This is a genomic window from Vibrio sp. 10N.222.47.A9, assembly GCF_963872585.1.
Lineage (GTDB): Bacteria > Pseudomonadota > Gammaproteobacteria > Enterobacterales > Vibrionaceae > Vibrio > Vibrio splendidus.
Genome location: NZ_CAWNBB010000022.1, coordinates 108,420 through 135,053, shown reverse-complemented (window position 1 = coordinate 135,053; position 26,634 = coordinate 108,420). Strand labels below are relative to the sequence as shown.

The 26,634-nt window shown below is 45.2% G+C and carries 24 protein-coding genes; 10 read left to right on the top strand and 14 right to left on the bottom strand.

Features of this window, described 5'->3' with window-relative positions; all coding sequences use genetic code 11:
- Position 1 precedes the first annotated feature (1 nt).
- From cpdA to nudF, 3 genes are read right to left on the bottom strand one after another with little or no spacing between them, the layout of a single operon-like run.
- Entirely contained in the window at positions 2-826 is an 825-nt protein-coding gene (gene cpdA, locus AACT19_RS05695) for a 3',5'-cyclic-AMP phosphodiesterase (protein WP_076645686.1), read from the bottom strand.
- A 59-nt stretch (positions 827-885) separates the two neighbouring features.
- Positions 886-1,326 carry a DUF1249 family protein gene (locus AACT19_RS05690; RefSeq protein ID WP_004736016.1) on the bottom strand — a complete coding sequence of 147 codons (441 nt, stop codon included), beginning with the start codon at positions 1,324-1,326 and terminating at the stop codon, positions 886-888.
- 4 nt (positions 1,327-1,330) lie between these two features.
- Positions 1,331-1,960 (bottom strand): ADP-ribose diphosphatase, encoded by a 630-nt coding sequence (nudF, locus tag AACT19_RS05685; RefSeq protein ID WP_017061425.1) that lies wholly within the window; start codon positions 1,958-1,960, stop codon positions 1,331-1,333.
- Positions 1,961-2,187: 227 nt separating this feature from the next.
- Between nudF and tolC the strand changes: the two genes are divergently transcribed.
- Complete coding sequence (tolC, locus tag AACT19_RS05680) at positions 2,188-3,498, top strand: outer membrane channel protein TolC (protein ID WP_017067235.1); 1,311 nt, start codon at positions 2,188-2,190, stop codon at positions 3,496-3,498.
- Between the two features lie 129 nt (positions 3,499-3,627).
- Here the strand turns inward: tolC and hldE are convergent, their stop codons facing one another.
- From hldE to AACT19_RS05665, 3 genes are all read right to left on the bottom strand, one after another.
- Complete coding sequence (hldE, locus tag AACT19_RS05675) at positions 3,628-5,058, bottom strand: bifunctional D-glycero-beta-D-manno-heptose-7-phosphate kinase/D-glycero-beta-D-manno-heptose 1-phosphate adenylyltransferase HldE (protein WP_017087492.1); 1,431 nt, start codon at positions 5,056-5,058, stop codon at positions 3,628-3,630.
- Positions 5,059-5,179: 121 nt separating this feature from the next.
- Complete coding sequence (gene glnE / locus AACT19_RS05670) at positions 5,180-8,029, bottom strand: bifunctional [glutamate--ammonia ligase]-adenylyl-L-tyrosine phosphorylase/[glutamate--ammonia-ligase] adenylyltransferase (RefSeq protein ID WP_076645684.1); 2,850 nt, start codon at positions 8,027-8,029, stop codon at positions 5,180-5,182.
- A gap of 253 nt (positions 8,030-8,282) precedes the next feature.
- Entirely contained in the window at positions 8,283-9,539 is a 1,257-nt protein-coding gene (locus AACT19_RS05665; RefSeq protein WP_017084751.1) for a methyl-accepting chemotaxis protein, read from the bottom strand.
- Between the two features lie 97 nt (positions 9,540-9,636).
- Here AACT19_RS05665 and AACT19_RS05660 point away from each other — a divergent pair, with 97 nt between their 5' ends.
- Positions 9,637-10,386 carry a potassium channel family protein gene (locus AACT19_RS05660; protein ID WP_076645682.1) on the top strand — a complete coding sequence of 250 codons (750 nt, stop codon included), beginning with the start codon at positions 9,637-9,639 and terminating at the stop codon, positions 10,384-10,386.
- Positions 10,387-10,437: 51 nt separating this feature from the next.
- Here AACT19_RS05660 and AACT19_RS05655 read toward each other — a convergent pair whose 3' ends face one another.
- Positions 10,438-11,955 carry a CYTH and CHAD domain-containing protein gene (locus AACT19_RS05655; protein ID WP_076645680.1) on the bottom strand — a complete coding sequence of 506 codons (1,518 nt, stop codon included), beginning with the start codon at positions 11,953-11,955 and terminating at the stop codon, positions 10,438-10,440.
- Between the two features lie 207 nt (positions 11,956-12,162).
- On the opposite strand from AACT19_RS05655, the gene AACT19_RS05650 reads away from it, so the two are divergent.
- The 3 genes from AACT19_RS05650 (at position 12,163) to AACT19_RS05640 (ending at position 15,051) form a co-directional block, all read left to right on the top strand.
- Complete coding sequence (locus tag AACT19_RS05650; RefSeq protein WP_004735960.1) at positions 12,163-12,843, top strand: TIGR00153 family protein; 681 nt, start codon at positions 12,163-12,165, stop codon at positions 12,841-12,843.
- Between the two features lie 128 nt (positions 12,844-12,971).
- A complete protein-coding gene (locus tag AACT19_RS05645) occupies positions 12,972-14,234 on the top strand; it encodes an inorganic phosphate transporter (protein ID WP_004735961.1) in 1,263 nt (420 codons plus the stop codon).
- A 205-nt stretch (positions 14,235-14,439) separates the two neighbouring features.
- A complete protein-coding gene (locus AACT19_RS05640) occupies positions 14,440-15,051 on the top strand; it encodes a TIGR04211 family SH3 domain-containing protein (protein ID WP_017084748.1) in 612 nt (203 codons plus the stop codon).
- 128 nt (positions 15,052-15,179) lie between these two features.
- Here AACT19_RS05640 and AACT19_RS05635 read toward each other — a convergent pair whose 3' ends face one another.
- Positions 15,180-16,163, bottom strand: a complete 984-nt coding sequence (locus tag AACT19_RS05635; protein WP_076645678.1) for a general secretion pathway protein GspB — start codon at positions 16,161-16,163, stop codon at positions 15,180-15,182.
- Positions 16,163-17,833, bottom strand: a complete 1,671-nt coding sequence (locus AACT19_RS05630) for an ExeA family protein (protein ID WP_207551954.1) — start codon at positions 17,831-17,833, stop codon at positions 16,163-16,165. The genes AACT19_RS05635 and AACT19_RS05630 overlap by 1 nt, the downstream gene beginning before the upstream one ends.
- Positions 17,834-17,869: 36 nt before the next feature.
- Here AACT19_RS05630 and AACT19_RS05625 point away from each other — a divergent pair, with 36 nt between their 5' ends.
- On the top strand, positions 17,870-19,186 hold the full coding sequence (locus tag AACT19_RS05625) for a multifunctional CCA addition/repair protein (protein ID WP_076645674.1): 1,317 nt from the start codon (positions 17,870-17,872) through the stop codon (positions 19,184-19,186).
- A gap of 100 nt (positions 19,187-19,286) precedes the next feature.
- Here AACT19_RS05625 and AACT19_RS05620 read toward each other — a convergent pair whose 3' ends face one another.
- From AACT19_RS05620 to folB, 3 genes are read right to left on the bottom strand one after another with little or no spacing between them, the layout of a single operon-like run.
- Positions 19,287-20,090 (bottom strand): undecaprenyl-diphosphate phosphatase, encoded by an 804-nt coding sequence (locus AACT19_RS05620; protein ID WP_004735967.1) that lies wholly within the window; start codon positions 20,088-20,090, stop codon positions 19,287-19,289.
- Between the two features lie 15 nt (positions 20,091-20,105).
- Positions 20,106-20,588: a 2-amino-4-hydroxy-6-hydroxymethyldihydropteridine diphosphokinase gene (gene folK, locus AACT19_RS05615; RefSeq protein ID WP_004735968.1), complete on the bottom strand. Its 483-nt coding sequence runs from the start codon at positions 20,586-20,588 to the stop codon at positions 20,106-20,108.
- A complete protein-coding gene (folB, locus tag AACT19_RS05610) occupies positions 20,585-20,944 on the bottom strand; it encodes a dihydroneopterin aldolase (RefSeq protein WP_004735969.1) in 360 nt (119 codons plus the stop codon). Before folB ends, folK begins: the two co-directional genes overlap by 4 nt.
- A gap of 138 nt (positions 20,945-21,082) precedes the next feature.
- On the opposite strand from folB, the gene plsY reads away from it, so the two are divergent.
- Complete coding sequence (gene plsY / locus AACT19_RS05605; protein ID WP_004735970.1) at positions 21,083-21,679, top strand: glycerol-3-phosphate 1-O-acyltransferase PlsY; 597 nt, start codon at positions 21,083-21,085, stop codon at positions 21,677-21,679.
- A 92-nt stretch (positions 21,680-21,771) separates the two neighbouring features.
- Here the strand turns inward: plsY and AACT19_RS05600 are convergent, their stop codons facing one another.
- Both AACT19_RS05600 and tsaD read right to left on the bottom strand, forming a co-directional pair.
- Complete coding sequence (locus tag AACT19_RS05600; protein WP_076645672.1) at positions 21,772-22,587, bottom strand: alpha/beta fold hydrolase; 816 nt, start codon at positions 22,585-22,587, stop codon at positions 21,772-21,774.
- Between the two features lie 178 nt (positions 22,588-22,765).
- Complete coding sequence (tsaD, locus tag AACT19_RS05595) at positions 22,766-23,782, bottom strand: tRNA (adenosine(37)-N6)-threonylcarbamoyltransferase complex transferase subunit TsaD (protein ID WP_004735972.1); 1,017 nt, start codon at positions 23,780-23,782, stop codon at positions 22,766-22,768.
- 258 nt (positions 23,783-24,040) lie between these two features.
- On the opposite strand from tsaD, the gene rpsU reads away from it, so the two are divergent.
- The 3 genes from rpsU to dnaG all read left to right on the top strand — a co-directional run bounded on the left by rpsU (position 24,041) and on the right by dnaG (position 26,596).
- Positions 24,041-24,256, top strand: a complete 216-nt coding sequence (gene rpsU / locus AACT19_RS05590; protein ID WP_004396009.1) for a 30S ribosomal protein S21 — start codon at positions 24,041-24,043, stop codon at positions 24,254-24,256.
- Positions 24,257-24,281: 25 nt separating this feature from the next.
- Positions 24,282-24,725, top strand: coding sequence for a GatB/YqeY domain-containing protein (locus tag AACT19_RS05585; RefSeq protein ID WP_009847797.1), 444 nt, complete (start codon positions 24,282-24,284; stop codon positions 24,723-24,725).
- A 119-nt stretch (positions 24,726-24,844) separates the two neighbouring features.
- Positions 24,845-26,596 (top strand): DNA primase, encoded by a 1,752-nt coding sequence (dnaG, locus tag AACT19_RS05580; RefSeq protein ID WP_017080230.1) that lies wholly within the window; start codon positions 24,845-24,847, stop codon positions 26,594-26,596.
- Positions 26,597-26,634 lie beyond the last annotated feature (38 nt).

The window sequence follows — 26,634 nt, the reverse complement described above, 5'->3', positions numbered from 1 at the left end:
ATTAGTAACCACCTGCATCAAAGTCTGGCGAGAACTGCCCATTAGGCAAGCGGCGAACCTGCGTAGTTACCGAACCATCTTGGTGCAATTCAATCTCTCGCCAGCCTGGAGATAAAGTATCAACCGCAAAGTCGTTCGAGTTTGGTTTGAATTGAACACAAGTCGATGGGGTTGCCATGACTTGTACACCATGATGATTGCGATTCATATCTTGATGAACGTGACCACAAAGTATCGCTTTCACATTGGTGTGCTGTTGAACCACATCCCAAAACTGCTCAGCATCTTTCAGGTTATGTTGATCAAGCCACGCACTACCGACCAGTAAAGGGTGGTGGTGCAGCAAAACCAAGGTGTTACGATCAGGGAATTCAGTCAGCTTTTGTTCTAGTAGATCAAGTTGTTGATCACTAAGGCGCCCGTGAGGTACACCCACCACTTGCGAGTCCAGCATAACCATCTGCCAGTCATCGCCAAGCAAGACATGCTCAACACACTGTATTTGTGGTGATGGTAAAACACTGCCCATATTAGGCTTGAAGTCATGATTCCCGGGTAGCCAGTAACATGGCTTTTCCAAAGGCTTTATCCCTGACTCAAATTTCTGGTACGACTCAGCACTGTGATCTTGAGAGATATCACCAGTTGCTAGAATCGCTTGATAGTCAAAGCCCTGACTAACAATGCCATCGACTACAGCACGAAAGCTATCTTGAGTGTTGATGCTTAATAAGCTGCCATTGCTCGGCGCAAATAAATGCGTGTCCGTTAGCTGCACAAGCTTAATAGTGCTCTCATCAAATTTTGAAGTGTGTGATAATTCCAAAATAACAAATCCAGATACGTTACTGTTTAGACTTTAAAAGTGTTGTTAAATAGGCTCAATTAAAAGGTAATTGGGGTTCGGCTGATACCCGTTTTTAAACAAAACGTTAACCATTCCCCAAGAAATTTATTCAATTGAAATTTCTCGTCCTTTTGCAAAAGCTTAGTGTTGGGGTAGTCATATTTCGCTTTGACTCGCGAAAAATCCCCGCTAGCGCACACTTCTGCAACTCGAGCGTCGTGATATAGCCTGACAGACATTTTTGGCAAAGGAAACACTGGCATCGCGTCACTCTGACATATATCTATTAAAGTGGTGTATTTTGTGACCTCATTCACTGTCAATTGATACACCATATTAACGGCTTGGTAACAGCGAACGTCACCAACCTCATGCCCAACCGGTAACAGAGCGTTAAGTTTGGCATAGTTAGTCTCGTAAACTCGCATCAATTCAGCAAGATCAACATGATACGGTTTTTTGACTGCTATATTTGGCATGACGTTAATCTATCCACTCTGACTGTAATTCTTGGTAGTTCAATTGTAGCCACTGTAGCGCAATGATCGTGGCGCCATTTTCAAACACACCGTCTTTTACCAACTGATAAGCCGCTTCACGACTCATCACTTGCACACGAATATCTTCACCTTCGTAGTCCAATCCGTGTACCCCTTTGGCTGTCGTTGCATCAACACAGCCAACAAAGACATCGAGCTTTTCTGAGCAACCGCCAGATGAAGGGTAATACGAAGTAATCGGCAATACAGATCCGACTTCGACTCCAGCTTCTTCCATTGCTTCACGACGAGCGACATCTTGCGGTGATTCATCGGTATCAATGATCCCAGCAACAATTTCGTATTGCCATGGGTTCTCATGCTCTAGAGCACCGACACGAATCTGCTCGACGATCACTACTTCGTCACGCACAGGATCATAAGGTAACAAAGCGGCAGCATGTCCACGCTCAAACATCTCTCGTTCTATTGGTTGGCTCCAGCCGCCCTCAAACAGTCTATGTTTAAATGTGTACTTAACCATTTTGAAAAAACCACGAAACAGCGTCTCTTTTGAGACTATTTCCACATCTTGCGGAGTAAACTCATGTCGTTGATTGTCATACTGTTGCATTTGGTACCTCACTAAGTGATCTTTATAGTTTACTCATTGTCCGAGTTAACTACCAAGGATAAGGTTCAACTTTTTATATAAAGTTTATAATTAAAGTTAAGTTTTAAAAAATAAATATTGCACAAGTGGACAGTTAACTGTAAAAAAGTGCAAAGTTTCGAGTAAATTACCACCAAACTGGGTTAAACTCTTTTGAAGAAAATTCCATTAAAGGCAGGAATAGGAAAATGAAAAAACTGCTTCCACTATTTATCAGTGCAGCAATCGGCAGCCTGAGTTCGTCAGCTTTTGCTGATACGCTAGCTGAAGTTTACGACCAAGCAAAACAGAACGATCCACAACTTCTTCGTTCCGCAGCGCAGCGCGATGCCGCTTTTGAAGCAGTAACGTCAAGCCGTAGTGATTTGCTACCACAAATTGATTTAAGAGCTAACTACGATATCAACCGTGGTGATTTAAGCGATAAAAACAATGACAATAACCAATGGGGAGCTGGGATTTACTTTTCTCAAGAGCTCTACCAACGCTCTTCATGGATCACGCTAGACACGGCAGAGAAAACTGCTCGTCAATCTGATTCAGCGTACGCGGCAGAGCAACAAGCTCTTATCCTGCGCGTTGCGACAGCGTACTTTGAAGTACTTCGTGCTCAAGATAACCTAGAGTTCGTTCGTGCAGAAAAAGCAGCGGTTGCTCGTCAACTAGAGCAAACGAAACAACGCTTTGAAGTCGGTCTTTCAGCAATCACCGATGTACATGATGCACAAGCTCAGTACGATGGCGTTTTAGCTGATGAAGTTTTAGCTGAGAACACTCTGATTAATAACTACGAAGGTCTACGTGAGATTACAGGTCAGGAACACTCTAACCTAAGCATCCTAGACACTGATCGTTTCTCAGCAAGCAAATCTTCTGAATCTGCTGCTGCACTGGTTGAGCAAGCAGAGCAAAAGAACCTGAGCCTTTTAGCATCTCGTATTTCTCAAGATGTAGCAAAAGACAACATCACACTAGCAAGTTCTGGTCACCTACCAAGCTTAACGTTAGATGGTAGCTACTCTCTTGCAGATCAATCAAACAGCTCAAATGATTACGACCAAGACAACCTAAACCTAGGTTTGAACTTAGTTGTGCCTCTATATACAGGTGGTAACACGACTTCTTTGACTAAACAGGCAGAATACAACTACGTTGCTGCAAGTGAAGATCTAGAAGCAACTTACCGTAGCGTTGTAAAAGACGTACGTGCATTCAACAACAACATCACAGCTTCGATCGGCGCTCTACGTGCTTACGAACAGTCTGTTGTTTCTGCTCAGTCAGCTCTAGAAGCAACAGAAGCAGGTTTTGATGTCGGTACTCGTACTATCGTTGACGTACTAGACTCAACTCGTCGTCTATACGATGCGAACAAAAACCTTTCAGATGCTCGTTACAACTACATCCTAAGTGTACTTCAGCTTCGTCAAGCCGTCGGTACGCTAAGCGAACAAGACATTGTTGATGTAAACGCTGGTCTAAAAGTAGCAAGTAAGTAATTCTTAATTACTCAGTTACCGTTACAAAAATGCCGCTCATTGAGCGGCATTTTTATTATCTATTGAAAGCTAATTCTCAATCTAACTCAAAGGTTAAGCCTTGAGACTAGAAAACGAGAAGGCTAAGAGTTAGCCTCGACCACCTTTAATCGCTTTAATGATTTCAGTCGTAGAGCAACCATCTTCAAAGTTAAGTACTTTCACTTCACCACCAGCCGCAATCACTTCTTCACCACCAGCAATCTCTTCAGGTTTGTAATCACCACCTTTCACTAGAATGCTAGGTAGAACCTCAGAGATCAAACGTTGAGGTGTATCTTCAGAAAACGGAACCACCCAATCAACCGCGCCTAAGCCAGCCAATACCGCCATACGACGATCAGTTGGGTTCACAGGGCGACCTGGACCTTTCAAACGTTTGACTGATTCATCAGTATTCACTGCAACGATCAAACGATCACCCAGCTCAGCCGCGTGGTTCATGTAAGAAACATGGCCGGCATGCAGAATATCAAAGCAACCATTGGTCATAACTACTTTCTCGCCTTTCGCACGAGCACGTTTCACCGCTTCAACCAGTGCCGCTTCAGAGATCACGCCGTAGTCAGTGTCTTGGCTACCATGAATCGCTTCCGCTAACTCAATCGTAGACAACGTCGATGTACCAAGTTTGCCAACTACCACACCTGCAGCAGCGTTCGCTAATGCACACGCTTCATCTAATGGCTTACCAGCAGCAACAGAAGCCGCGAGTACCGAGATAACCGTATCGCCCGCACCTGTCACGTCATACACTTCTTTCGCTTGAGTCGGCAAGTGGAATGGCTCCAAACCTTTGCGAAGCAAAGTCATACCATGTTCGCTGCGCGTTACCAACAAAGCCTCGAAATCAAACTCTTCGATTAACGCGAGTCCTTTTTCGATCATTTCTTCTTCAGATTTTACTTTGCCCGCAACCAGCTCAAACTCAGCCATATTTGGCGTAAGCAAAGTCGCACCACGGTAACGTTCAAAGTCTGCGCCTTTCGGGTCAATGAATACCGGAACCTTTGCCGCACGTGCTTTTTGAATAAAACTTTGCACATGCTCCAAGGCACCTTTTGCGTAATCAGATAGGATTACCGAACGTACATTAGGAAGCGCTTGCTCCATGCGAGACAAAACAAGCTCGGGATCCGTGTTCTCAAATTTGTCTTCAAAATCAAGGCGGATTAGCTGTTGTCCTCGGCTCATCACTCGCAATTTAGTAATAGTTGGATAGTCTTCTAACTCAACGAAATCACATTTAACTTTTAGTGCACCTAGGGTGTTTTTTAACACCTCAGCAGGCTCATCTTTTCCAGTCAAACCAACGATATGAGCATGCCCACCAAGAGAGGCAATATTCATTGCTACGTTGGCAGCACCACCAGGACGCTCTTCGTTATTTTCTACTTTCACAACGGGTACAGGTGCTTCTGGTGAAATACGGCCAGTTGGGCCATACCAGTAACGGTCAAGCATTACGTCACCGACAACAAGAACGCCTGATTGGCTGTAGTCAGGTAGAATTGGTTTCATTATGGATCTCCAAAAATCGAATCTGGCTAGAGTCTAGCACACTGATTACAGTGGCTAAACTATAGATAAATGAGTAAAAGCCGATCAAGATAGACACATCAGTCACTACGTTATGACTTGGTTAAGCTTCCATCCATTGCTTCCATGCTTGAACAACATGTTCTCTTTCCATCTCAAACTTCTCAATCGCCACATCCGCATCAAGGTTGAGTAGATTACGGTGATGGATTTCATCTCTTAACGTCGTATAGACGTTGGTTAATGCCATGCCTTGCTGCTCGTCCATAATCCCCTGTGACAACAGGCTTTCAAAGATTCGTACATTGTCACACCAACGGGTGAGCTTAGGTTTTTCGTTGCTGTATCTCAGCACTAAGTATTGCGCCAAGAACTCAATATCAGTAATACCGCCCGCATCTTGTTTCAACATGAATCGATCGGCTTTCTTACCGCCTAAATGACCGCGCATTTTTTCACGCATATCCACAACCGACTTTTTGAGTGTTGCCTCATCACGAGCCAAGCACAGGACCTCATGGCGAGTTTTGTTGAATGCCGAAGCCAATAAGTCATCGCCGTAAATCATGCGAGCGCGAGTCAAGGCTTGGTGCTCCCACGTCCATGCGTCATTGTGCTGATACTCATCAAACGCATCGGTTGGGCTAACCAACAGACCAGAGGCACCTGAAGGGCGCAGACGAGTATCGACCTCATACAAAATACCAGAAGCGGTTCTGGTCGAGAAAATATGGATGATGCGCTGTGCCAATCTTAGATAAAACTGGCGTCCATCAATCTCTTTCTTACCATCAGTATAGATGTGTACCGGACAGTCGTGCATGAAGACAATATCAAGGTCTGAGTTATACCCCAACTCCCAACCGCCGACCTTTCCATAGCCGACAACCGCAAAACCACGACCTTCACGATCTTTGACATGAGTCGGTTCACCAAACTTGGCCGATACTTGTAACCAAGCTTGGTTAATACCCGCCTCAACAATCGCTTCGGCTAAATAGGTCAGGTGATCACTGACCTTCATGACAGGCAGAGCACCTGCAATATCCGCGGCAGCAATCCTCAAGATACAAGTCTGCTTAAACTGACGCAGACCTTCCATCTGTTGCTCCATATCATCTTCAGGAATACGAGCTAGGTAATCTCGTAGCTCAGTCTTGTAAGACTCTAAAGGTACTGGATTATAGAGTTGCTGAGGGTCAATAAGTTCATCTAATAGAATAGGATAACGGCCAAGCTGCTCCGAAATCATCGGGCTCGCAGTACATAAACGAACTAACTGAGTTAACGCGGCTGGGTGTTCATCCAATAGCTCAAGGTAAGTGGTGCGCGTGACTATTTTATGGAGAAGGTGCAACACTCGAGATAAACCAAACTCTGCATCCTTGGCGGTGTACAACGCTTGGAACACTTTAGGCATCAAGCGATTTAAAACCTCCCGTCCACGTGGGCCAAGAGTTTTCTTCGCTAAATCCGCTTTAAATTGGATAATGGTTTTCGCCGCTTCCAGCGGGTTAGCAATCGCGATGTCATGCTCAAGAACCTGCTCAATCACGTCTTGTTTATGGGCCATATCCCACAGTTCACTAAAGTGACTCGCGATTGGATTGGCGTCATCTTCATCGACACCAATCAGATCTTCGAAAACAGTATGTACATTCGCCATATGAACACGAGTTGCCGTAATCAAACTATCCCAATCAGCAAATTGCATTGCGACAGCGAGCTGCAGTTGCTCGAACTCACCATCTGGTAAGGTTTGAGTTTGCTTGTCAGACATCGCTTGCAATAGGTTTTCAAGGCGACGTAAAAACAGGTAGGCCTCACGTAAATGACCGACTTCTTTGGTCTCTAATAAATTGAGAGACTCAATAGCACTTAACGTTTCTAGTAACCCTCGACCACGCAGGCTAGGCTCGCGCCCGCCACGAATCAATTGAAAAACTTGCGCAATAAATTCAACTTCACGAATACCACCAGAACCAAGCTTGATGTTATTAGAGAGGCCACGACGGCGAACTTCACTGCTGATCATCGACTTCATTCGACGCAGAGATTGGATCGCACTGAAATCGATATAACGACGAAACACAAACGGGCGCAACATCTGGCGAAGCTCTTGATATTCAGGATACATTTCACTACCCATCACTCGCGCCTTAACCATCGCGTAGCGTTCCCAATCTCGGCCTTGTTCTTGATAGTAATCTTCTAGCGCAGCGTAACTCATGACCAGTGGACCACTCTCACCGAATGGACGCAAACGCATGTCTACTCGATAACAGAATCCATCAAAGGTTTGCTGATCAAGCGCCTTGATAATCCGTTGCCCTAAACGCGTGAAAAATTGGGCGTTGGCGATACTTCGTCGTGCACCTTGTGTTTCACCATTCTCAGGGTAAGTAAAAATCAGATCGATATCAGAAGAGAAATTAAGCTCACCGCCACCAAGCTTGCCCATACCGATGATCAACATCGGCTGCGCTTCACCCAGATCATTACAAGGTGTGCCCCACTCTTTACAGCAAATATCGTACTGCCACTGATAGGTCTCGAAGATCATCGCCTCTGCCAACATCGATAGATGGCTTAAGCTCTGCTTTAGCTCCCACGCACCCAAAAAATCACGCCAAGCAATGTAGGTCATTTCTCGATTACGGAATTGACGCAGCACACGCTGGCCACTCATTTCATCGGCGCAACTTGAAAGTAACTCGACTAATCGCTGACGATACCCTTCAGCACGCTCTTCACATGCCAGCATATCAGGTAAGGAGTTGGATAAAACCGTATCACGCTGTAAGCAATCAGCAACGAAACAACTTAAACCGAGTACACGTTTAAGATCTTCAATCATTGGCTCTGGCCAAGCATTGATGGCTTCACTTTGATGCTCTAATAATTGCTCAAAAGCAGACTGGGAATGCGTGGTGAGTTGAGAAGGCAATGGCATGTTTCTTCCTTGTGTAAGCTGCGCGCCGAACAATTGGTTCTGTTCTTTAGTAAATAGTTTTAACAGGCAAGTTTAACAACGAGCTTTGAGAACCCGTTTTAATATCTAAGGATAAGTTATACCAAAGTTACGCCAATAAAAAACGCCCACATTAGCAATGTGGGCGTTTTATCGGTTAACTTATCGAATCGTGCCTTTCCTAGCTATCGAATACTAGAAGTACTTCTGAGGAGTAAAGACCAAGACCCCATGATTAAACCTTAAATTGTTTGATCTTACCGTCCAGTTCTTGCGCGTTGGTTTCCATGAGCTGAGAAGTCTCTAACAGTTCACCAACGACCACTACAGAAGCTTCGACAAGCTCACGAACATTCGTTAGGTTGACACTCATCTCTTCAGCAACACTGCTCTGTTGGCCTGCAGCGGTCGCTATCTGGAAGTTCATATCATTGATTTGGTTGACTTGGCTTACGATGCCATCAAGCTCAGAACCAGCATTGGTTACTAGATCAACGCCTTCAGCCGCTTCTACAACACTCTTCTCCATCAGCTCTACGGCAGAATTAGCGCTGCTTTGTAGGTGACTGATCATGTCTTGAATCTCGACTGTCGCTTGTTGAGTACGCTGCGCAAGGTTACGAACCTCATCGGCAACAACCGCAAAACCACGTCCCGCTTCACCTGCACGCGCGGCTTCAATCGCTGCGTTCAGTGCCAGTAGGTTAGTTTGCTCTGAAATGCCTTGAATAGTGCCCACAACGCTGCCAATCGAATCAACGCGTTCTTCTACTTGGTTTACCGCTGCTGCAGATGCTGCGATATCTGAAGATAACTCACTCATCTTAGAAACTGAGCCTTGAACGAACTTCTGACCGGTCAATGCTTGGCCTGATGCCTGTTCAGTTAATGAAGACGCACTTTGTGCATGCTCAGCGACAGTTTGTACGGTCGAAGTCATTTCGCTCATAGCTGTCGCTAACTGATCGATCTCGTTGAACTCTTCTTGAGCCGAATCTTTGGTCTCTGACATGCTAATGGTCATCACTTCTGTCAGAGCAAATAACTCGTCTGAAGAAGCCACTTGAGTTTTGATCATGTCGTTCAGTTGGACGCGAGTTTTTTCAAGTTCGCGTGCCACATCGCCGTATTCATCTTTACAGTCCATTTCAATCGGCACTGATAGATTCTTATCGGCCATGGTTTTAATGGCGTCATTAAGGTACTGAGTTTGGCGAAGCATAACGCGCGCCGCCGCTAATAGAAGAACCACAAACACAATGATCATCAAGGCTGTTTGCCAAGCCACTTGAACTAGGTAAGTCTCGTAATGCTGCTGTGCAACTTGCGCATTATTGGTTACAGCAAGCAATGAATCGTAAAACGTACTTGCGTCCCATAACTGCTTCGAAATGATCAAGATAGTGCTGAATATCATCAGCATGACCATTTTTGGAACGAGACGAACGTCAGAGATTATCCTTTCCCACGGCTTGAATGACAGTTTAGTCATTGTCAGTTCTCCATTAATTCTTATATATTGATGGCTTCTATATCCGCGAGGTGGCTATGTCAGTCAAAGTTCGCGATTTATTTTGAGCCTCGTATGAATGTTGAATAATACCAAAGACGCCACCAAGCCGATGAGCTTATTGTCACTGATTCTCTCTTTCTTAGCGTTATTTGTGATCTCAGGCTTATTGTTCGTTCCGATTGATAAAGAATCAAAACAAGTTCTTATCGGCCTCGATTTTATAATCTGTAGTGTTTTTCTTTTTCAGCTCACGATTGATCTATTGAGATCACAAAATAAGAAAGAATATCTAAAAGTACACTGGATCGATTTCTTAGCAAGCATCCCAATGATCGAACCACTTCGTTTCGCTCGCATTTTTCAGATCCTGCGTGTCATTCTTGTGCTCCGCTCGGGTAAACGTGTTTTCAGAGAGCTGTTTCGTAATCGCAAAGAAACCACGCTCGCCTCGATTATTCTGCTGCTGGTTATTCTCCTAACCATAGGAGCTGGAACAATACTTCTGTTAGAACACAAAGATCCCAATGCCAACATTACCACTGGCCAAGATGCTTTGTGGTGGGCTTTCGTTACCATCAGTACCGTAGGGTACGGCGATCATTACCCCGTGACGAACTCAGGGAAATTAGTCGCCTCTCTGGTGATCATTTGTGGTGTGGGTGTTTTCGGTATGATTTCAGGCTTGATTACTTCTCTGATCACCTCCCCAACTCACCATGAGAGTCAACGAGCCGAAAACAAAGAGAAGCATCTTGAAAAGATCATAAAGCAACAACAGAAAATCCTAGAGCGACTAGAAAAGCTCGAGCAACAAACAAAAAAATAGGGCCGAAGCCCTATTTTCAAATTCATACTTATACTGATGCCGGTATTGAGTTTAGTCTTGCCAGTATGGCTCAACCTCAACACTGATTTGGCGTGTCTGTTCCATCGCATGCAGAATAGACACTTCTTGGCGAGCCAACCAACGCTCTAGCTGAACCTTCTCATCGCCTTCCAATTTATCAGTCAAAGGCTCTAACGTTTTAAGTGCTAGCAAGTCATCAATGCCTTGCACCATATCGGCCCATGGCAAACGGAAGCTGTTTCGTTCATCGTCATCATACAAACTCGCGAAACCAACGCCAGAATACAGATTACGCATCAAACGGTATTGCTGATCAATATACGCTTGGCTGGTCATCACTCGCTCTGGCGGGAAAGCTTCCATCAAATCGGCCCATGTGCGATCGAGTTGCTGCACGGAAAACCATTCGATACCACGAGCCATTTGCTCACGTGCCTTTTCATCTAAGAAAGGTTGCCAGCCACGAGACAAGATCCAACGGCTCAGATCTAATAATAACCCAGTGTATCGAGCAGAACTCAATAAGGTCAGCAGGTCTTCACGATCTGGCAGTTGCTCTTGCATCTCTTTAAGCTCAGCGACCAAGAACTTACGTGCATCTAGCTTACGCAGCACGTGGCCTTTATCTTCGAGCAAATCTTCGAAGTGGTCATAACTTTTTAGCCAATCAAGTTCTTGCTCAAGCCACTTAAGTTCTTGGCGTAAAATAGCACTCGCGCGTCTTGGAACAATATCACCATAGATAGTGAAGGTTTGACGAATAAAACTTAACGAATGGCTTATCTCATGTAACGCTTCAATCGATTGACGCTCAGTAAAAATCTGCTCGTGAGAGTGCCAATGAGCGAGAGCATGCTCTAAAGATTGAATGAAACACGATTCAACAGTATCACTTTTGTCAGTATCAACTAAGGTCAAAGGAGTGACTTCATCTCCTTGATAACCTTGAGCAAGACGGTAACCCTTAGCGGCTTTGCTGAGATTCCCTAAACGCATGCCACCTTGTTCGCAGAATTGACGAGACAATGTAAATAGAGCATCCGTTTGACCCGATTTAAGTTCCAATTCGACTTCGCAAATCGGTTCTTGCAGATCGCCTGACTCAACAAAGCCTTGATCGAACGCAACCTCAACCTGGCTGCCATCTGGCATACCAATCAACCACTGCTCACGCGTGAAGTTGGTAGAGAACAGAGGAGTCAGCTCAGCTTGCAACGTTTCGATGTCTTTACCCGCTGGCCAGATATCCTCTGGATGTAGGGCTAGCTTAGGTTCATTGCTATCGTGTTCTGCATTGTATTCAGGCCTTTGATGCAGACCAGCAACCACACGACCAGCGGTCTTTACGGTTTGTACAAATACGTCATCAAAACGTCGAATACGCAAGCCAATATCGTGCTTACGTAGCCAGTTGTCAGGGGTGTCAAAGTAGATGTTACCTAGCTCGCGACAACTGTGCTGAAGTACTTTAGTTTCAGCAATTTTATTGCGTAAAGTCTCTGAAAAATCAGGAGAAACAAAAAACTTCAGTTCTATCTCGGTTTCCATAGTTATACCTTTCTGTGAAGATAGGGACAGGATATTGCCAATTTGAAAACTCAGCAAGTCAGAAATATCGCCCTTATGATGATCTAAAACAGTTTTAATGAGACATTGATTAGGTTAACATGCGCGACTTTGTAGCCATCGCTTAACATTTCACCATGAATATGGTGTATGTTGTTTTAAGGTTATTATTTATTAGGTTGGATGACCATGCCAGTAAATACAATTATGGGGTTATTTGCAAAGTCCCCAATTAAACCTTTGCAGCGTCACGTAGTATGCGTGAACGAATGTTGTTCTCACCTAGTTAATTTCTTTGAAGTTTCTTCAAAAGGTGACTGGGAGAAAGCATCAGAAATTCGAGCTCAGATTTCTCACCTTGAGAAAGAAGCTGACGTACTAAAACGTGAAATTCGCCTTAAACTTCCTCGTGGTTTGTTTATGCCAGTTGATCGCACCGATATGTTGGAGCTATTAACTCAACAAGACAAACTCGCAAACCTAGCGAAAGACATTGCTGGCCGTGTATATGGTCGTCAACTCGTCATTCCAGCTCCAATGCAAGAAAACTTCATCGCTTACGTTAAACGTTGTCTAGATGCAGCGAACCAAGCACAAAACGTAATCAATGAACTAGACGAATTACTTGAGACTGGCTTTAAGGGCCGTGAAGTAACACTCGTTGCTGAAATGATTCATCAGTTAGATGTAATTGAAGATGACACGGACGCGATGCAGATCGAATTACGCCAACAATTAATGGCGATTGAAGACGATATGAATCCAGTTGACATCATGTTCTTATACAAAATTCTTGAATGGGTTGGTGGTATTGCAGATCAAGCACAGCGTGTAGGCGCTCGTCTTGAAGTAATGCTTTCTCGATCTTAAATCATACGCTAACTATATAACGAAGAGCATTTTTTAACCAAACCACTTATGCGCTGAGTATTCCTCTCGCTGAGCGGTTTTTTGCGTCTAAATTTGTTCCGCTTGTTATCAAACAACTAGGTATTACGATGGATATCCTTGCTAACTACGGCACTGTCCTGATTATTGTTGCAGCAGCTTTCGGTTTCTTGATGGCTATTGGTATTGGTGCAAATGACGTTGCGAATGCAATGGGCACTTCAGTAGGCTCTAAAGCTCTAACCGTAAAACAAGCGATCATTATCGCAATGATCTTTGAATTCGCAGGTGCTTACCTTGCGGGCGGCGAAGTAACTGACACGATCCGTAAAGGTGTTATCGAAACGTCTCTATTCGCTCATCAACCTGACGTACTTGTGTACGGCATGATGTCGGCGCTACTGGCTGCTGGTACATGGTTGCTTCTAGCATCATACATGGGCTGGCCAGTATCAACGACTCACTCGATCATCGGTGCAATCATCGGTTTCGCGTGTGTGTCTGTAGGTACAGAAGCCGTAGACTGGAACAGCGTTCAAGGTATTGTGGGGAGTTGGATTGTCACACCGTTGATTTCCGGCATTTTTGCCTATCTCATTTTTGTCAGTGCCCAACGACTGATATTCGATACAGAAAATCCGTTGTTTAACGCTAAGCGTTTTGTGCCTGTGTACATGTTCATTACGACAATGGTTATTGCACTTGTAACAATCAAGAAAGGTCTTAAGCACGTTGGCCTTCACCTAAGCGGCACTGAAGCATGGCTATGGGCAGCAGGTGTTTCTGCTGTAGTCATGGTTGGCGGTTACTTATACATTCAAAAGAAATTTGCTAATCGCGAAGAAGACCATGGCTTTGCCGGTGTAGAAGGTATCTTCAGCGTTCTAATGGTTATTACCGCTTGTGCGATGGCATTCGCTCACGGTTCTAACGATGTAGCCAACGCGATTGGTCCATTGTCTGCTGTAGTATCAACCGTTGAGAATATGGGTGAACTTACAGCGAAAAGCAGCATTGCGTGGTGGATTCTTCCATTAGGTGGTATTGGTATCGTTGTTGGTCTTGCTACCATGGGTCATAAAGTAATGGCAACCGTGGGGACTGGTATTACAGAACTAACACCTAGCCGTGGCTTTGCCGCTCAACTAGCAACGGCATGTACGGTTGTACTTGCTTCTGGTACTGGCCTTCCGATTTCAACCACGCAAACATTGGTTGGTGCGGTTTTAGGTGTAGGTTTTGCTCGTGGTATCGCAGCACTCAACCTAGGCGTTGTGCGTAACATCGTTGCTTCGTGGATTGTAACGCTACCTGCAGGTGCTCTACTTGCTGTTGTGTTCTTCTACGCAATTCAGGCTATGTTTACTATGTAATAGCCCTGGCGTTAGTAAATATTAGCGTCAGAAAACGGTGAGCTTCGGTAATGATATGTAAATACCATGTCATTATTGACTCAAACGCACAGAAAGGGAGGCTTTGCCTCCCTTCTTTGTTGCACCGCATAAAGAAACTAAATATTATTTGCTCATTGAGGCTGACTCATACGCCTACCCAATTTGAATCGTTAAGGGATTTACTGTGAAAAAACTGATTAGCTTAGTTTTGCTCGCAATGCTTGCGGCTCCAGCTGCCTTTGCACAAGACCGTTATATTGCTGACAAACTATTTACTTATATGCATTCTGGCCCAAACAACACATTCCGTATCATCGGTAGTGTTGATGCTGGTGAAAAGATTACTTACCTACAAACTAACAAGAGCACGGGTTACACCCAGGTTCAAGACAACCGCGGCCGTAAAGGCTGGGTAGAAAGCAAATTTGTAAGCACTCAAGAAAGCATGGCTCTGCGTATGCCTAAGCTAGAGAAAGAGCTAACTGAAGTTAAAGGCAAGCTAGCGAATGCTCGTCAAAGTGCTGACAGCGAGAAAGCTGGCCTAGCGAGCTCTCTAGACTCTCGTAACAAGCAAATTGCTGAACTTGAGCAAAACTACAGCGAGATTAGCCAACAGCTAACGAGCTCTCAAACAGAGAACCGTGAGCTACGCGCTAAGCTAGACACACAAAAAGATGATCTACTACTGAAGTACTTCATGTACGGTGGTGGTGTTGCTGGTATTGGTCTACTTCTTGGCCTTATCCTGCCGCACATCATGCCTCGTCGCAGAAAGTCACCAAACGGCTGGTCGTAAGCTGACCGCTTTTCCTGTTTGGCTTATCTTGCGCTATACAGAGTAAATTCAGTATCGAATATCAAAAAGGAGCACCTCGGTGCTCCTTTTTATTTGTCTGTTCTCTAAGTCTTTTGGACTTCTAGCTTTTAGCCTTTCCACTCGTACAGAGCGGGGATTTCTATTTTCTGTTGATTAAACTCGATAATCACTGATTGCGGCTTAATTTCGAGTAACTGAATGTCTCTTCCAATCCAATCCCCTTGCGCCACTTCTTGACCATTCACTTTGACCCAGCGCTTGGTTTCGCTACTCGAGTACATGTGAGTTTGTAGATCTAACTTAGGTAATGCCCCTGATAAGCTATTGGTGTGCGTTTCCAACTCAATGACCTGAGACCCTACCTGTCCTGCTGGACGCGAGTCCATTGGCTCAGGTGCGCTTTGTTGCTCACCCATCATTGATTCAAGCTTTAAGGCCAAATCGGGGGGTAACTCACTGAGATCTAGCCCTTGCAGTAAATCACGGTCCGATTGCAGAGCCGTATTCTCATTGTTTACACCTGGCTGAACCTCTTGCTGAGCTAGTGATAACTCTGACTCTTCTGATGTTCGCGCACTACTATCTGAACTAGCCACAGGCACAATAGCTCCACCAGCAACATTCGTACTTTCAGAGCCAATCTGCGCATACACCTCTTGGCGTGGCAGTGCTTTCAAAGGTTGGATTGCCGGCGCTGGGCGAACGGCGAATAATACTTCATCTTCTGCATCCACTGACACAGCATCTACATTGGCTATATCAGCATCAGCGATTTGAGGCTCAAGGTCTGATTGAGATTTTGATTCAGGCAGAGCGACATAGGCAGCTTGGCTAGTCGAGTTTTGTTGTTGGTTATACGATTGATAAGCCAGAACACCACCCACCAACAAAGAAGGCACCAAGATAAGCAGTAGCCCCATTGCTAACGATGAGCCTCGTTTATTGCTAATCCCTTTAACAGAACTTGGCACATGATGATTTTGGTAGCCTTTGAAGCTGGGGCGATTAAAAGATGATTGTTTAAGAGACGCTTGGTTAAGAGGCGGCTGCTTAGCAGACGACTGATTAAGCTCATGCATAATGCGTGACATTAACTTGCGCCTCCATCGAGTGACATCAACTTAGGCGAATCGAGTTGAGCCAATCTTTGTAATCTTGCCAGCGTGCGTTTTCCTGCAATGCCATCGACTGACATCCCTTGCCACATTTGAAACGCTTCAATTTTCATTTTTAACTCATAATCAAATACATCACTGCCCGATACGTCTTCACCCAAAACTTCAGACAATAGCAGATCAAGTAGTGCAATCGCCTCACCTTGATAACCCTCTTTGAGCGTCTCTCTGAGTGGCTGTTTCCAAATCGCGACATAATCACCTTGCCAGATTTTCTTTAAGGTACGCTTAGGCATCACCAAGAGCTTTTCGTTAACGAGGAGCTCGACAGACTCCTCAGACGCACCATAAAGCACAACAAACACTGGCTCTTGATCGATATCCAGATTAAGGACCACGGGTACGCCAAGCTCTAACAATGTATCCAAATTTGACTGTTGTTGCTCGCACACAAAGACACTTTGCGGCTCACTTAAGCACAAGCCATCACGCAGTGAAGACTGATACCCCCAGAGCGTATACAAGTCCTTGATAGCGAGAGAACGATTGGTTCCCTGCATCAAGTGCTGTTGAATATCTTGTGGCAAAGCAAACTTGGAAGATTTTGGCTCAGCAACCAACTGAGGTTCATTCGCCACCAAAGAGCGCTGAGCCTGTGCAGACACTTCTGTTTTCATTTCACTTGAAGTCTCAGTCGACTGCCATGAATTGATATAGCTTGGAGCAAAATTAAAGGTCGCCATTGCGAGGCCGACACTTAATGTAGCAATCCCTGCGTATTGGAATAACTTAGGTACGACGAGAGAAGATCGAGGCTTTTCGACATGATACACATCGGCCTGAAACGACATAACTTGCTGACACGCTCGGTTAACCGTTTCATTGCTCGGTAATGGCTCACCATCATGAAAAGCCAATTGCAGGGCTTTGTCACACACCAAGTTAATGAGCCTTGGAATACCATGAGTATATTGGGCGATCAACTTGATTGAACGATTCGAAAACAGCATCTGCTCGCCACCCGCCGTTTCCAAACGAAACGCGATGTACTTGCCAGTTTCTTCAGTATTAAGAGGCAGTAAGTGATAGCGACCTGTAATACGCTGTGCTAGCTGACGTAATTGAGTGGTTTGTAAGTGCTGTTGTAATTCCGGTTGGCCGACCAACAGTACTTTTAACAGCTTGCGACTGTCGGTTTCTAAGTTGGTCAGAAGGCGTAGCTGCTCCAGCACATCAGCTGCGAGATGTTGGGCTTCATCGATCACCAATAAGGTTTGAATGCCTTCAGCATGACTATCGAGCAGGAAGTGATGAATGGCCTGACTCAGCTGTTTCAACGATGCTTGTTCAGGGTACTCGACCTCAAACTCATCACAGATAGCTTCCAGTAAATCCGTATTCGAAAACGTAGGGTTGAGTATAAGGCCAGCTTGAGTCTGATTATCGAGTGATGACAACATCGCTTTGGCGACCGTTGTTTTTCCTGTACCGACCTCACCAGTAAGCATCGCAAAGCCCCCACCCTCGCCTAAACCGGCTTGTAGGTTCTGCATCGCTTCTTGATGGCGCTGACTCAAAAACAAATAGCGAGAATTTGGTACAATCGAAAATGGCATCTCAACGAAGCCAAAATATTCCTTATACATGTGCTGCCCTATAATTACGATTAATGGAAAGTACCATTGCTTGCAGTAAAGTCCAGCAGTGATAAAACATTTCGAGGTGATAAGTTGCAAATATACGATAGCCTACCAAAAGACAATGGGCTACAACGCTACCTAGTCGGTGGAGCGGTGCGCGATAAGCTGCTCAACATTGATTGCTATGATAGAGATTGGGTCGTGGTAGGGAGTACCCCTCAAGAGATGGAAAACCTTGGCTTTACTGCAGTGGGCAAAGACTTCCCCGTATTCTTACACCCAAAGACGAAAGAAGAGCACGCACTGGCTCGCACCGAAAGAAAGTCAGGTTCGGGTTACACAGGTTTCGAATGTTACTTTGCACCAGATGTGAGCTTGGAAGAAGATCTCATGCGTCGAGATTTGACCATCAACGCCATTGCTCAAGACGATAAAGGCCAGCTTTACGATCCTTACCATGGCCAGAAAGATCTCTCTGATCGTGTTCTAAGACACGTCTCGGATGCTTTTGTTGAAGATCCTCTGCGTGTGCTGCGTGTGGCTCGCTTCGCCGCCAAACTTCACCACCTTAACTTCACGGTTGCACCAGAAACCATGGTGATGATGAGTGAGATAGTTCAATCCGGCGAACTGGCACATCTCACTGCCGAACGAGTTTGGCAAGAATGGCATAAATCCCTTAGCACTCCGCATCCTGAAGTGTTCCTTTCTGTATTGAAAGAGTGTGGTGCATTGGCTGTTGTGTTACCTGAAATTGACGCGCTGTTTGGTGTACCTCAACCTGAAAAGTGGCACCCTGAGATCGACACGGGTATTCACACTCTGATGGTTGCTCAGCAAGCTGCGCGATTAAGCTCATCGTTACCCGTGCGTTTTGCCGCTCAAGTACATGATTTAGGTAAAGGCGTCACGCCAGAAAGCGAATGGCCAAGCCACAAAATGCATTGCCATACAGGCTTAAAAATCATTAAGAAGCTGTGTGAAAGAGTCAGAGTGCCCAATGAATTCAGAGATCTCGCACTGTTAGTTTGCGAGCAACATTCTAATATCCACCGCGCAGGCGAGCTCAAGCCAACCACCTTTCTCAAGGTTCTGAACAAGTTTGATGTTTGGCGTAAGCCAGATAGGCTCGACGATATACTGCTTTGCTGCCAAGCCGATCACGCAGGCCGAAAAGGATTAGAAGATCAGCCGTATCCTCAAAAAGCGCGTTTTGAAGTTGCGTACCAAGCGGCACTTCAAGTCGAAGTAAAAGCGATTATTGCCGATGGTTTTAAAGGCAAAGACATTCGAGAAGAACAAGAGAAACGCAGAGCTATCGCGATTGAGAGCGCCCTATTAGAGCTCGCTGATAGTTAATCGCCATAGCGCTGATTACCATGCATTAAAAAACCCGCGACTAGGCGGGTTTTTCCGTTTCAATCTGTAGGACGAAACATTTGTCTACGTAAGTCGAGTGCTACTGCATCATCAAGAAAGCAAATAGACCAAAACCTAGAATCAGGCGGTAGATAACAAATGGTGTCATGCCCATACGTGAAATAAGCTTCAAGAAGAAGTGAATACAGATATAAGCACTGATGAAAGAAACCACGATACCCGTTAGCAAAGTGCCAACATGGATTGGGTCACCACTAGTCACCAACTTAAGACCTAAATAACCACCAGCCAGAGTGATGATTGGGATAGACATTAGGAAAGAGAATCGAGCAGCGGCTTCACGTGTGAAACCAAGGTAAAGTGCTGCGGTAATCGTCGCGCCAGAACGAGACGTGCCCGGGATGATCGCCATTGCTTGAGCAAGACCAATAAACAGCGCCTTTTTCCAACCCGCTTGGTATTCGTCATCACGCAGGCTTGAGTTTTTATCCACCCACCATAGCAACAGACCAAAAATGATCGTCGTCGTTGCAATCACCCACGCACTGCGCAAGTAAAGCTCAACAATATCTTTCATCAACAAGCCAAAGATACACGCGGGAATCGTCGCGAGAATGATCATCCACGCCAGCTTCGCTTCTTTACTGCGATCACCTTTAAACACGGAACCAAAGAATGCGCTCAACAGAGAGACCACTTCTTTGCGGAAATAGATAACGACGGCAGCCAGAGTACCGACATGGACCGCAACATCAAAAGCCAAGCCTTGATCTTCCCAACCTAAAACAGCCGAAGGAAGGATTAAGTGTGCAGAACTGGAAATAGGTAAAAACTCAGTAAAGCCTTGCACCAACGCCAACATAAACGCTTCAAAATAACTCATTACTTACCTTAAAAATTATAGTGTTATATCTACGACAGAGAGCGAATCTAATTGCTGCATCTTCTGCCATATTTCACTGACGGTTCTTCCATCTTGCGGGATCACTCTCGCAGGACAGAGATCATAAAGTGGTTGTGTTACAAAAGGATATTTATAGATATCACTGCGTGGTAATTCTGGTTCGCTTTCAGAAACCACGTCTCCAAACAGCACAATATCAAGATCGAGCTTTCGATCTTGAAGTTTATGAGCATCTTGAGAGCGACCCCATTTAAACTCAATTTTACGAAGTTGCTGTGAAAATTCAGTCAATGAGAGTGATGTGTCGAGCTCTATCACAAAGTTATAAAACGAATGGCTTTCAAACCCTACAGGCTCACAATGATAGATCTTAGAGCATTTAAGGTTAGTCCCTAACGATTGAAGCTCTGTCCATGCCACCCTTGCATGCTTGTCGCGGTCTATGTTCGTACCAACACCAACATAGGCTATTGTCATGCTTGACCTCGTTCGATGATCACACCGACGGCTTTTGCTTGTGGCACTGCGCCAGGCTTCGCTAAACGGATTTTAATCCAAGGCACTGAAAACTGAGTCATGATTAGTTCAGCGACTTCTTCTGCCACACGCTCAACCAATAGGAATCGGCCATTCGCAATGTGGTCAAGTACGGCTGTGCTGACTGTCGAGTAATCCAAAGCATCAACAACATCATCACTCTTACCTGCAGGGCGGTTGTCATGAGCCATTTCAATATCAAGCACAAGTTTTTGTTTGATCTCTTGTTCCCAATCGTAAACACCGATCGTTGTAATTACTTCTAGCTGTTCAATGAAAACTTTATCCAGTGCCATGACTTGTCCTTTTAGAGGTCGGATACCCATATGGGGGAAAAAAACGTATTATTCGTGTAATTCCAGATATGATATCAATTACTCTTGGATTGAGCATTATTTTCCCATCGTTAGACTTATAACCGTTTAAGGAAAAACATGACCCCTTTGGCACTTATCATGATCATTGCGGCCTATTTGCTAGGTTCAATTTCGAGTGCGGTCTTGATATGCCGAGTCTTAAGACTTCCAGATCCAAGAACGGTAGGCTCCAACAATCCAGGGGCCACCAATGTACTGCGTGTGGGCGGCAAAGGCGCCGCTGCAGCCGTGCTACTTTGTGACATGCTTAAAGGCACCATTCCAGTCTGGCTTGGCTACTACCTCAACATCGACTCGATCATTTTAGGCGTCGTGGCGATTGCTGCATGCCTTGGTCATATGTACCCAATATTCTTCCACTTTAAAGGTGGTAAAGGCGTCGCAACGGCACTCGGAGCCATCGCCCCAATTGGATTTGATCTAACGGGCATGATCATGGCGACTTGGTTGGTTGTGGCGTTTTTGTTTCGTTATTCTTCTTTAGCGGCACTGGTTACTGTGTTGCTCGCACCTTTCTACGCTTGGTTAGTCAAACCTCAATACACACTGCCTGTGGCCATGTTGTGTTGTTTGATCGTCCTACGTCACCATCAGAATATTCGTCGCCTACTCGATGGCAGTGAACCAAAACTCGGGCAAAAAAAATCGGCTTAAACTGTCATGTCTAAGCCGAACCATTTTTAAACCGAGATAAATTTAAACCGACACAAGTCTCAATCGATCAATACTATTCAGTCTTTAAGAGCTTACAGCAGATGTTTATCTAAAAACGTCTTCAGCATTGTGTTCACAAACTCTGGTTGCTCTAGCGAGCTAATATGACCAGCACCAGGAATCACCACTAACTCACTGCCCGTAATGCAATCGTGCATTAAGTATGACTCAAGTGCCGGACGTGGCTTATCTTCTTGTCCAACGGCAATCAAAACTGGCAGTGCAAAGTTCTCTACCGCTTCAATCATATCGCGACGCCCAAACACCATTCGACCGATTCGTGCGACTTCTTCTGCTGTATCACCCTGAAGTTCAGACAAATGCTGAGTAAAGCTCTCAACCAAAGCTGGTGAGTTTGTTTGAGCATCATTGGCGAAGAACAGTGGAACAACCGCTTCTACAATCGGCTGAGGAACCATTTTGGTTTGAGTAATGGTGTCTAACATGCTGAAGTATTTAGCATGAGCAACTTCTGGCTCTAAACCAACAAAGGTATCCATAAGTACCAGAGACTTGATTCGTGCAGGAGCTAACTCCGCCAACTCTGTTCCCCACATACCGCCAACCGATAAGCCAACCACAGAAAATTCATCGATCTTTAAATGATCAAGCAGAGCCAAAACGTGCTGAGCGTAATCTTTCAAGTTACGCATCGAAGCTGGTGCAGCTTGAGACTCACCATGAGACCAAAGCTCTGGAACAATACAGCGATACTGAGTTTTTAATGCATCGATCTGCGGCTTCCACATTGCACTATCCCAAAGGTAGCTGTGGCCTAACACAACAACAGGGCCTTGACCTTCGTCTAGGTACGCCATCAATTGATTGTCTACTGTAAACTTGTTCATTTTCTTCCCTAATCTCTGTTAGCAATTATTTATCGACACATAGTCGGTAAGCTAGGATATAAAAACGGCCGCACAAGGCGACCGTTTATCGAAACACACTGGTTTATTCTGCGCTTAGCTTTTGTTGATCGACGGTTTCTCGTTGAACGATTGCTACTAGCCAAGCGATTGCTATGAGCTAAGCAATTGGCTCTAGTTGGTCAATTGGCCAACGCGGCGTGGCATGAACAGACAAATCAGCCGTTTCACCATTTTTAAGGCGTTGCATACCCGCATAAGCAATCATCGCACCGTTATCAGTACAGAATTCAGTTCGTGGGTAGTAAACCTCACCACCGATTTTCTTCGCCAGCGCTTCAAGCTCAATACGTAGCTGTTTGTTGGCACTAACACCGCCAGCAATCACGATACGTTTCATGCCCGTCTCTACCAAGGCACGCTTACACTTGATTACCAAGGTCGCACAAACGGCTTCTTGGAACGCGTAAGCAATATCAGCACGAGTTTGGTCATCATTGTCATTAGCGCGAATGGTATTTGCCGCGAACGTTTTCAAACCAGAAAAGCTCATATCTAGCCCTGGGCGATCGGTCATTGGACGTGGGAACTTAAAGCGCCCCGGAGTCCCTTTTTCTGCAAGTCGAGATAACAGCGGGCCACCCGGGTAATCTAAGCCCATCAGCTTCGCGGTTTTATCAAATGCTTCACCCGCCGCATCATCAATCGATTCACCAAGGATTCGATATTCACCAATGCCTTTTACTTCAACCATCATTGTATGACCGCCAGAAACCAGCAGAGCAACAAATGGGAATGGTGGAGGATTGTCTTCTAGCATTGGCGCAAGAAGGTGACCTTCCATATGGTGCACTGGCACAGCAGGCACGCCCCACGCATAAGCAATACTGCGACCAATCGTTGCACCCACAAGCAATGCACCAACCAAACCAGGGCCAGCAGTGTAAGCCACGCCATCAATGTCTTTCGACGTTAGGTTCGCTTCTGCCAATGCCGCTTTAATCAGTGGAATAGTTTTTTTTACGTGGTCACGCGACGCTAGCTCAGGTACCACACCACCGTAATCGGCGTGCAGTTTTACTTGGCTGTATAACTGATGAGAAAGCAGCCCTTGCTCATCATCATAAATTGCGATTCCTGTTTCATCACAAGAGGTTTCAATACCAATAATGCGCATAATTTTCTCGGCACGCTTTCGTCTAAAATGGGAAATTAGCGCAATATTACCCTGCCTAAGCTCTTCAAACAAATATTGTACAGACTATAATCGACAAAGTGCTTTACAAAGCCACTGTGATCGGATTAAAATTCCGCACCATTTTTGATCAAGCTGGTTAATGGCCAAACGCGAATAGAGAGTTAGCTCGATGGGTAACTTCTCTGATTTGGTACTGAGTAACCAGCGATAATGAATAACCCCTGAGGTGAAAGGCATATGCCAATAGTTAAAGTACGTGAAAACGAACCGTTCGACGTTGCACTACGTCGTTTCAAGCGCTCTTGTGAAAAAGCAGGTATCCTTTCTGAAGTGCGTCGTCGTGAGCATTACGAAAAGCCAACTACAGTTCGCAAACGCGCTAAAGCAGCAGCTCAAAAGCGTCACGCTAAAAAGCTAGCTCGCGAAAACGCACGTCGCGTTCGTCTGTACTAATAACTTAATCCATAAGGACTGAGTTATGGCTCTTATTGAACAACTCAAAGAAGAGCAAAAATTAGCGATGAAAGCCAAGGACAAACCGCGCCTTGGCACTATCCGCTTAGCTCTTTCAGCAATTAAGCAACGTGAAGTTGACGAACGGATCACTCTGAACGACGACGACATTATTGCTATATTAGTTAAAATGGTTAAGCAACGTCGCGATTCTGTTGCTCAATATGAATCGGCAAATCGTCAAGATCTTGCTGACGTGGAAAAAGCAGAAATTACGGTACTTGAAGGCTTTATGCCTCAACCGCTAACTGAAGAAGAAGTTATTGCACTACTTGATAGCGCAATTGCAGAAGCTCAACCTGCGGGCATGCAAGACATGGGTAAAGTAATGGCTATCTTGAAACCACAAATTCAAGGGCGTGCAGATATGGGTAAAGTTAGTGGTTTAGTTCGTTCTAAACTCGCTTAATCCCAAATCAAATTGCAACAAGCCGTGCAATCCTTCGGAACGCACGGCTTGTTTGTATCTGTAACCTATTCAAACTATTATTATCCACACTCTCAGTTAGTGCATTTTTCTAAGGTTTTATGGCAGGACACATCCCGCGTAGTTTCATCGATGATCTCCTAGCGCGTCTCGACATTGTCGATATTGTGGACGCACGCGTGAAACTTAAGAAAAAAGGCAAAAACTATGGTGCTTGTTGCCCATTTCACAACGAAAAGACCCCTTCTTTCAGCGTAAGCCAAGAAAAACAGTTTTATCACTGCTTTGGTTGTGGCGTACACGGCAATGCTATCGACTTCATTATGGAGTTCGAACGTCTCGATTTTGTTGAAGCGATTGAAGAGCTGGCCTCATTTTTAGGACTTGATGTCCCTAGAGAACAGCGCAGCGGTGAAATATCCACGGCGCCAAGAGCCAACAGCGAACAAAAACGTAACCTCTACGATTTGATGGGCGGCATCAGTAATTTTTACCGCTCTCAGCTGAAAATCTCAGCTAACAAACCTGCGATTGATTACCTAAAAAATCGCGGTCTTTCTGGTGAAATCGTACAGAAATTTGGCATTGGCTACGTCGCTGATGAATGGGACTTGGTTCGTAAGAACTTTGGCCAACAAAAAGAAGCCCAAGACATGCTCGTTACTGGCGGCATGTTGATAGAAAACGATAAAGGCAACCGATACGATCGATTCCGTGGACGCGTGATGTTCCCGATTCGTGACCGTCGAGGACGAGTAATCGGGTTTGGTGGTCGTGTTTTAGAAGACGGCACGCCAAAGTATCTAAACTCGCCAGAAACGCCGATCTTCCATAAAGGTAAAGAGCTTTACGGCCTTTATGAAGTGTTACAAGCATACCGTGAACCGCCTCAAGTACTTGTGGTTGAAGGTTATATGGATGTTGTCGCACTAGCGCAATACGGCGTCGATTACTCAGTGGCATCACTGGGCACCTCAACAACCGGTGATCACGTTCAGATGTTGTTCCGCCAGACCAATACTGTGGTTTGTTGTTACGATGGTGATAGAGCAGGTAAAGAGGCCGCGTGGCGCGCACTAGAAAACGCGCTTGAATACCTGAAAACAGGTAACACACTCAAGTTTCTGTTCTTGCCAGACGGTGAAGACCCAGACAGCTATATTAGAGAACACGGTCAGGCTGCTTTCGAACAGCTGGTCCACAATGCGACGCCGCTTTCGACCTATTTGTTCGATAACCTGATAGAAATACACAAGCTGAATTTAGGAACAACAGAAGGAAAATCGGCACTGCGTGCACACGCGAGCGCCTTGATTAGTAAAATTCCTGACAGTTACTTCCAAGAACTGCTCGAAAAATTGCTCGATGAGCGAACTGGATTTGATAACCAATTGAGGCGTGCTCGCGTTCACACAAAGAACCCGACACCTCAACCGCATAAAGAGCTCAAGCGCACTCCAATGCGTGAAGTTATCGCTTTGCTTATCCAAAATCCGAGCTATGCTGATATGGTACCGGACTTATCAAGTGTCAAAGGCTTACAGCTGCCTGGACTAAGTTTATTCGTCGAAGTACTTGATATCTGCCGAGTGAACCCCCATATCAGCACAGGCCAATTATTAGAACATTGGCGAGAGAACAAACATGAGGCACTTCTGTCTCGTCTCGCGAGCTGGGAAATCCCCCTCGACGAAGACAATCAAGAAGACATATTTTTAGACTCATTGGACAATATCCTTGCCCAGTGCGTTGAAAAACAAATTGAAAACCTGCAGGCCAAAGCAAGAAGTGTCGGTTTATCAGCCGAAGAAAAAAGGGAGCTACTAGCTTTAATGCTAGATCTAAAAGCGTAACCCTGTTTGATTAGTCAGCATTTAATAAATTTGTTAAC